General features: G+C 33.5%; 6 protein-coding genes and 1 pseudogene. 6 read left to right on the top strand and 1 reads right to left on the bottom strand.

Annotation, left to right across the window (positions count from 1 at the left end; all coding sequences use genetic code 11):
• The 3 genes from QVO42_RS08530 to QVO42_RS08520 form a co-directional block, all read left to right on the top strand.
• Positions 1–844 (top strand): hypothetical protein (locus tag QVO42_RS08530; RefSeq protein WP_288164179.1); only part of this gene is annotated, 844 nt, incomplete at its 5' end.
• 12 nt (positions 845–856) lie between these two features.
• Positions 857–1,288: a DUF6508 domain-containing protein gene (locus QVO42_RS08525; protein WP_022425694.1), complete on the top strand. Its 432-nt coding sequence runs from the start codon at positions 857–859 to the stop codon at positions 1,286–1,288.
• A gap of 94 nt (positions 1,289–1,382) precedes the next feature.
• Positions 1,383–2,240: an ATP-grasp domain-containing protein gene (locus tag QVO42_RS08520; protein WP_022425693.1), complete on the top strand. Its 858-nt coding sequence runs from the start codon at positions 1,383–1,385 to the stop codon at positions 2,238–2,240.
• A gap of 176 nt (positions 2,241–2,416) precedes the next feature.
• Here the strand turns inward: QVO42_RS08520 and QVO42_RS08515 are convergent, their stop codons facing one another.
• The gene (locus QVO42_RS08515) at positions 2,417–3,175 is read right to left on the bottom strand and encodes an SDR family NAD(P)-dependent oxidoreductase (protein WP_288164181.1); all 759 of its coding nucleotides are present in this window, start codon (positions 3,173–3,175) and stop codon (positions 2,417–2,419) included.
• A 285-nt stretch (positions 3,176–3,460) separates the two neighbouring features.
• Between QVO42_RS08515 and QVO42_RS08510 the strand changes: the two genes are divergently transcribed.
• The 3 genes and pseudogenes from QVO42_RS08510 to QVO42_RS08500 all read left to right on the top strand — a co-directional run bounded on the left by QVO42_RS08510 (position 3,461) and on the right by QVO42_RS08500 (position 8,535).
• The gene (locus QVO42_RS08510) at positions 3,461–7,288 is read left to right on the top strand and encodes a discoidin domain-containing protein (RefSeq protein ID WP_022425691.1); all 3,828 of its coding nucleotides are present in this window, start codon (positions 3,461–3,463) and stop codon (positions 7,286–7,288) included.
• A pseudogene (locus tag QVO42_RS08505) lies at positions 7,234–7,719 on the top strand (InlB B-repeat-containing protein); the annotation flags it as partial. The gene QVO42_RS08510 and the pseudogene QVO42_RS08505, both read left to right, overlap by 55 nt.
• A gap of 93 nt (positions 7,720–7,812) precedes the next feature.
• Positions 7,813–8,535: an InlB B-repeat-containing protein gene (locus QVO42_RS08500; protein WP_022425690.1), complete on the top strand. Its 723-nt coding sequence runs from the start codon at positions 7,813–7,815 to the stop codon at positions 8,533–8,535.
• Positions 8,536–8,806: the final 271 nt, after the last annotated feature.

The raw sequence follows: 8,806 nt of genomic DNA, 5'->3' as shown, positions 1-8,806 counted from the left end.
CTATAGAAAGAAGATACATCTAGAAGGGAATAGTACTCATATGAAAGAAAATCATAATAAAGATAACATATTATTTTATTTCGTATTATTCAGTTTCATTGTTTCAATATTATTAGGGCTTGTAATACTTATTACAGATTTCATGAAAGGTCCAATACCTAATTATCTAAAGTATGGATTTAAGACTGCAGAAGTTGCAAAAATATATCAAAAAGAATATGTACCAGAAATACAAGAATATATTCAAACAACTGATCTTCCAGATGTAACTATTAAAGTAGATCATTGTTCATATGCTGAATACAATAAAGCATATGGTGTACCTGTATATCAACTAGACTTCACTTATTCAAGTCATAAAGTTGATGATTATTATGAATCAGCTATTGACTCTAAACGTGGTGCAAAAGACTTATTCTACAAGATACTAGAAGTAAATACGAATAAGAATTGTTATGAGAATGAATCTAATATATTTTGGGATGGTGAACCTTTTGAATCAGAAGGAAGAATGGTGTTATTCCAAGAAGATGATAGATTCATAATGAAATTATCTGGTGACAAGCATAATTATGAAATAGAAAATCAACAGTATTATGATAAGCTCACTATTGATGGTGAAATAGTATATGAACTAAAAAAAACTGGACCAAGCACTTACACTCCATCAAAACTTAAGAAGGAATACAATAGTTATGAATCAAGTGAATCATCTAGTAGTTATAATGATGGCTATAATTCAGCAGTAGATGATGGCGATTATGATCATGATAGATACCATACTGATCCTTCTTATAGACAAGGTGTAGATGATGGTTTTGATGAAACAGGAGAAGATTATTAAGGGGTGATTTATATGTATGAAAAATTAACCAAATATTTAGATGAGTTCACAGGAACAGAATTTGGTACATGGATTTTTGATAATAAGAATGATGGAACACCAGAACATCCAGCTCAGATGCCTTTTCTAAGCTATTCAAGTGTTATTATGCATTTTATCGAGGATGTTCATTCTTTCGTGTATGAGTGCGAAGAGATAGGATTATATAATTATAAGAAAGTTCTTGAAGAAAATGGCATCGAATGGGGTATGGAATCAATGGCTAAAACAGAGGTTGATAACTTAGATGCTAAATGTGTTATTGCCTTGATTTTTGGTGTTATCCGCGCAGAAAGATTTTGTGATGGGGCAATACTCGCATTCTTAAAAGATGGTACGATTATACGATGGCTTGAAAGACTTAAAACATTGGATGCAGATGGCAAGAATATTGCTGCAAAATAAATAGAGGAAGCTGTGAAGAATATATCAATGAATATGGAAAATTAGAATAAGATATTGATGTATAAGAACATAAAACGTTTTTAAGGAGGTTTGTATGGTTGATTTAATATTATTGCCATCTAGTTATTTTAATGCTTCAAAGGTGGATGAAGATTTACAAGCTGAATATGATGCAGTAAAAGCAACAGGATTATTTGATGTGATACTATTTGGATATGATAAGTGGTTTGAAGAAGATCAATTAGTCATTAAAGATATACCTCAAGTAGAAAGAACTGCAGTATATAGAGGATATATGATGAATCCAGAAAAGTATGAAAGGTTTTATCAACGTCTTCTAGAAAACAATATCCGTTTAATTACAACTCCAAAAGAATATGAGTTAATGCATATTTTCCCCAATGTATATGAACTATTAAAAGAGGATACTGCAAAAATGGAAATATATCCTCTTCATACTCAGATTAATATTGATAGTATTAAACATACTTTTGGTAGATTTATGGTTAAAGACTTTGTTAAATCTGTAAAGGGTACAGAGTTTCCTAAATATTTTGACAAAGATATTACACAGGAAGAATTTGATCAATGGATGGAAGTCTTTTATAAGTATCGTGGTGATTTGTTAACGGGTGGAATATGTATTAAGGAATATCTTAACCTAAAGTATTATGGTGACCACACCAATGAATACAGGGTCTTTTATATAAACAACAAAATAGCAACTATCACTAGAAATTCAGGACAATCTATAAATGCATTATTACCACCTCAACAATTATTAGAAAAGTATAGTCATCTGGAAAGTGGATATTATACTGTTGACTATGCTGAATTAGAAGATGGTTCATGGAAAATTATTGAAGCAGGTGATGGTCAAGTCTCAGGCTTAGCAGAGCATCAAGATTATGAGCAATATTTCAAAGTACTCTATGAATACTTAAATGAATAGAATCTTACTCAAAGAAAAAACTCACGACAATAAATCGTGAGTTTTCTTCCGCACCGAGTGCCATTTACATATGTCATTCTATGTGAAAGTTAATAAAAAATCAATTCAGATTATCAAAAAGACATATTCTTTCACCATATGTTTAAATACCAATAGTTATTATATATTATTATTGACTATATGCACTTTACCATGCCACCATCAACATTTAAGGCAACACCAGTAATATAATGTGCTGGTTCACTAGATAAGAATACAGCAGCTGATGCAATTTCTTCAGGTTTAGCATATCTACCCATTGGTATATTTGTCTTAGCAAACCAATCAATAGATTCATCACGACTCATACCAGTAGCACTTGCTAATTGATCACCTAACTGTCCTTCTGCATGCCATAACGGTGTATCTACAGGGCCAGGACACACAGCATTTACATTCACATTAAATGCTGCACAATAATTTGAATAATCTTTAGTAATCATAATATCAGCAGCCTTAATAGTATCATAACTAATTAATCCTCCAGGCTGTTTACCAAAAATAGAAGCTGTATTTACAACACTTCCCCAACCATTTTTCTTAAAATGAGGAATACATAAATTAGTTAATCTCACTGGTGCATACATCATAAGTTCTGCATGTTTTCTGAATGTTTCTTCAGGGAATGTTGCAATATCACCCATTAAAGCTGTTCCTGCATTATTACATAGAACATCAATCTTTCCAAAATGTTCAGCAACATTTTCAATAAAATCTTTGCAGTTCTTTTCGTCTGTAACATCTACTTTTTCAACATACACTTCATTATCTTTTAGTTCTGTCTTTAAAGCATTCAACCCTTCTAGATTTAGATCAGCTAATGCAAGTTTTGCTCCTTCTTTTGCATATGCTTCCGCAATAGCTTTACCAATACCAGAAGCGGCTCCTGTTACGATAACGACTCAATCCTCTTTGTATGTATAATTTATATATATAATTATACTCCTCGATAAAGTGCATATTCTACCAATACAGTATTTTAATAGTAATTTATCAGACGCAAGATAATTTTATAAAAAAATACTTGAATAAGTATATTGAAAGTGCTATCATTTCACATGATGAAAAACGTATAGGATTGTTACTATTGAATTAGGCAAGACCAAAGTAAACCTTCTTTTTTAGAGGGGTACTTTGGTCTTTTTTGTTGGTCCTATATAGAAAAGAAAGGAAAAGGGATAATGAACAAGAAACAAGGTGTTATTGGATTAGTTGCAACTGTCATGATTGCGAATGCTGCATTTGTTGATGTAAGACCAGTCTATGCTGTAGAAAACTTAAATCTTGCTAAAGGATGCACTGTTAATGCAAGTAGTTATGAAGTAAACAGCACATCACCAGACAAAGCAGTAGATGGTGATATCAAGACGCGCTGGGGAACAGCACAGAATAAGGCAGACAATGAATGGATTGAAATTAATCTAGGTGGAGAAAAGACAGTACGTCAGATTAATATCAATTTCGAAAGAACGGATGATGCACAGAATATTCTAGGCTATAAAGTAGAATTAGAAGAAAACGGACAATATAAAGAAGTATATAGAAAGACTACTAAGGCAAAACAGAATGAAATCATTCAGTTAGATAAAGATCATCAATCCACTAAAGTAAAGGTAACTGTACTTTCTGCAGATGGAGGTACAATCAACTGGAAAAATGTCGGAATCAATGAAATTGAAGTCTATAGTAAGATTGTAGAAAAAGCAGATGCTACGCCTAATAAAAACCATATGGCAAACGCTACAGTCACTGCATCAAGTAGTGAAGCTAATACACTTAGTCCGGATAAAGTAAAAGATGGAAGCACAGAAAAAGCAAACCGCTGGGCAAGTGATTATGAAACTCCAACTACTAATATCTGGTTAAATACTAAATTTGCTGGATTGACTCTCGTTAAGGAACTTAAGATTCATTTCTTTGAAAGAGATGTTGCACCAATGCCATCTAACGTAAAGAGCTTTGATATTAAATACAAAGATAAAGATGGTGTAGAAAAACTTGCAAAGAGCTTTACTAATACCAAAAAGGGTGACGGTTATAATAACGAAGTTGTTGTTAAGTTCAATGAACCTATTGAAGCAAAAGAATTAAAGCTTTGTAACTTTGTTGCTGAAGCATCATCATGGAATAACGTAAGTATTGCGGAAATGGAAGTTTATTCTAATGAACAAACAGCACAGACTGCTACTCTAAACTCTGTTGTCTCTTCTATTGAATCTCAGAGTAAGACAATTGAAGCTGATGTGAATACATTAGATATGCCAGCTGTACCAGAAGGATTTACTGTAAGAATCAATGGTGCAGACCTTGAACAGGTCATTGGTGCTGATGGTAAAATTGTACATCCATTAGTTGACAAGAATGTAAAAGTCTCTTATGTAGTTACAGAAACTTCTACAGGAAAAGAAAAGAAGACTGCAGATGTTGACTATGTTGTAAAAGGCATGAATGAACAAGTGACAGGTAAGAATGCGAAACCTACTGTTATTCCAGAAATCCAGGAATGGCATTCAAACTCAACAGAACAGATTTCTGTTAACGCATTAAAGACAGTAACTTATACAGATGATAAGTTAAAAGCTGTTGTAGATGAATTTGTACGTGATTATAAAGATTTCACAGGTATTAACCTCACAGTGAAAAAAGGTGCTTCTCAGGCTCATGCATTCAACTTTGAATTAAAAGCACCAGATACTCTTCTAGGTGATGAAGGATATACAATGGATATCCAGAAAGACCGTATCAATGTTGCTTCTGTTCATACAACAGGTAACATGTATGGTATGCAGACAATCCTTCAGATGTATAAAGAAGACAATGAAGGCTATAAGATTGGTAAAATGCGTGACTATCCTCGTTTCAAGACACGTGGATTCTTATTCGATGTAGCACGTAAACCAGTTTCATTAGACATGATGAAGGAAGTTGCAAGAACAATGCGTTACTATAAGATGAATGACTTACAGACTCATTTATCTGATAACTATATCTTCTTAGAACAGTATGGTAAAGGTGATAATGAAAATGAAGCATTTAAAGCCTATGAAGCATTCCGTCTAGAATCAGGATTATCTAACGATAAAGGTGAAACACCTACTGCAAAAGATTATTCTATCTCTAAGAAGGACTTCAGAGAATTCATTCAGGGTGAAAGAGCCCTTGGTATGAAGGTAGTACCTGAAATTGATGTTCCTGCTCATGCAACTTCATTTACTAAAGTATGGCCAGAATTAATGGTTCAGAACAAGGTATCACCTTTAAATAGAAACAGACCACTTATTGACCATCTTGATGTCTCTAAGAAAGAAACAAAAGATAAGATCAAAGAAATCTTTGATGATTATACAAAAGGTGCTAATCCAGTATTTGATGGAGAAACAACTGTACATATCGGTGCAGATGAATTCTTATCAAACTATACAGCATATCGTGGATTCGTTAATGATTTAGTTCCTCACCTAAAAGAAACAAATACAGTACGTATGTGGGGTGGTTTAACTTGGATCAAAGATAATCCAGTGACTCAGATTAAGAGAGAAGCTATTGATAATGTAGAAATGAACCTTTGGTCAGCTGACTGGGCAGATGGTATTGAAATGTATGATATGGGCTATAAGCTTATTAATACAATTGATGACTTTGGTTACATGGTTCCAAATGGAAACAAAGGACGTGCCAATGCTTATGGTGACTTATTAAACATAAATAGAATCTTCAATCAGTTTGAAGCAAATAAAGTAAGAGTTAAAGGTGGCGCTTATAAGTATGTTCCTGCTGGTGATGATCAGATGTTAGGTGCTGCATTCGCATTATGGAGTGATAACATCGATAAGAGCGCATCAGGTTTAAGTGAATCTGATCTATACTGGCGTTTCTTTGATGCATTACCATTCTATGCAGAAAAGACATGGGCTGCGACTGGTAAGGAAAAAGGCAGTGCAGATGCGCTCGCAAAACTTGCTCAGAATAAGGGAACAGGACCTAATACAAACCCTTATTACAAAGAAAATAAAAAAGGTGAAAACTATGAAAGCTATGACTTCAATAATGGCTTAAAAGATAGTTCTGAAAACAAACGTGATCTTAAAACAGGTAAGAATGCTGAAGTAAAAGACAAGGCATTAGTATTAAAAGATGGCGTAAGTTATGTCACTTCTCCAATTAAGAAGCTTGGAAATGGAAACAAGTTATCATTTGATATTAAGTTAAAGAAACCTGCTAAACCAGGAGATATCCTATTTGAATCAGATGCTGACTATGGAACACATGATATCAGAATCATGGAAGATGGTAAGTTAGGATTCACAAGAGAACTTTATAACTATTATTTTGATTATGAATTACCAGTAGGTAAGAAAGTCAATATCGCAATCACTACAGCTCAGCAGAAGACAAGTCTTTATGTTAATGGTGAATATGTATGTGATGCAAAAGGTAAGTTTATTCACAATGATATGGTGAAGAAAGACAATATCACTCATTCAACATTCGCCTTACCATTAGAAAGAATTGGTTCTAAGACAGAAACAGTTTCTGCAGTAATTGATAACGTAGTAGTCACTGAAAAAGCACCAGAAGTAGATCTTTATAATAAAGCTTCTTGGACTGGTAAAGCTGAATCAGAAACACCAACATCTCATGGTGGTCAGAATGAAGGTATTATCGGTATGGCATTTGATAATAAACCTTCTACAATCTGGCATTCAGACTGGTCACAAGCTACAAAAGATAAGGTTCCTACTACATCAGGTGGAGCAGGAAGCGGTAAGGGTGCTGATGGAAGTATTTGGACAGAAATTTCATTTGATAAAGCTTATGAAATTAACCAGGTATCATTCACACCACGTCAGGATTCTAACAGTGGTCAGGTGACTAAAGCTTCACTTTATATCCAGACTGAAAAGAATGGTGAATGGGTAGAAGTTGCGAAAGACCAGACATTTGAAGCAAATAAATCAGAAAAACATTTACTTTTGATACACAGAATGTATATGGATTCAAGTTTGTAGCATCTGAATCAAATGATGGATGGGTAGCTATCTCTGAATTCAATATTGCGAATAAAGATGTAACTAATAACACTTATACTGTTTATGTAGAAGCAGAAAAAGGTGGTAAAGTAAGTGGTGGTCAGGAAGTTAAAGCAGGTAAGTCTGTAACTATTACTGCAACACCTAATAGAGGTTATGTATTTAAAGGATGGTATCGTCCTAATGGTGAAAAAGTATCTGATAAAGCAGAATATACATTCAACGTTAAGGGTAATACAGCTTTAATTGCGAAGTTTGAAAAGTCTTCTGAAGCAGATGTAAAGATTAAAGATGTTCAGAAGCTAGATGATCTCACTGTAGTAAAAGGTACAACACTAGATGCATTAAATTTACCAAACAAAGTATCTATTACATTAGAAAATAATGAAACAGAAGAAGTAGACGTAACATGGAATAAAGCATCTTATAAGGCTAATGAATGTGGTACATATGTATTAGAAGGTACTCTTACATTACCAGAAGGCGTTGTAAACCCAGATGGCTTGAAAGTAGTTGTAAAAGTAACTGTTGAAAATAAGAAGTATACAGTTGCAGTAGAAAGTGATCAGAACATGGGTACTGTCAAAATGAATAAAGAAGATGGTATTTATGAAGAAGGTTCAAATGTGACTGTAACAGCTAAGGCAAATAAAGGTTATGAATTTGTGAACTGGACAGATGAAAATGGAAGAGAAGTAAGTACTTCTAACCCATATACATTCGAAGCAACTACAAACACTACTCTAAAAGCAAACTTCAAGAAAGTTGAAGTTACTCCAGCTAAACCATCATCACAGGATATCCTAGACGATTTACTTGCAGGAAATAAGGTACAGTCAGTTGTTTCTAAAGGACAGACACAATTTGTACTTCCCGAAGTACCAGAAGGCTATAGTATTACTATTACTAAGGTGAGTCCTGAAGGTATTATCTCATTAGATGGTAAAGTAACTACTCCTAAGAAGGATACAGATGTGATTGTTACTATCACTGTAACTGATGCAGAAGGAAAGACTGCAAGTCATGACTTTACTATAAAAGTAATTGGACTTAATGAAGTAGATAAGGAAACTCCAAAAGATCCTGAAACAGGAAAAGATACACCTAAAGATCCTACTCAGGATAAGAAACCAGCTAAGACAGGTGATGCAACATCAATTGCAAGCTGGATTTCTATGATGACAGTAGCAGGTGCTATGTTACTTAAGAGAAAGAAAAGATCATAATATTTAATTGGTCTGAGAGATAGCGAAAGCTATCTCTTTTTAAGTTTTAAAACAAAGAAAAAACCCACGACATAAATTGTGAGTTTTCTTCCGCACCGAGTGCCATTTACATAGATGATTGTATGCTAGATTAACTAGAAAATCAATAGAATATTTATGATTAAAAAAAATATTTTAACACCTATTATCGGGCATTGTCAGAGCCTAAATCTAAACATTAATTTAGAAAAAGTAATAGAATAGACATAGAAAGGGTGATGATTATGGTTGA

Origin of the sequence: Catenibacterium sp. CAG:290, from assembly GCF_000437715.1 — a bacterium.
GTDB classification, from domain to species: domain Bacteria; phylum Bacillota_I; class Bacilli_A; order Erysipelotrichales; family Coprobacillaceae; genus Catenibacterium; species Catenibacterium mitsuoka_A.
Note: the sequence above shows the minus strand (reverse complement) of the source record. Positions and strands in the feature narration are given on the sequence as shown.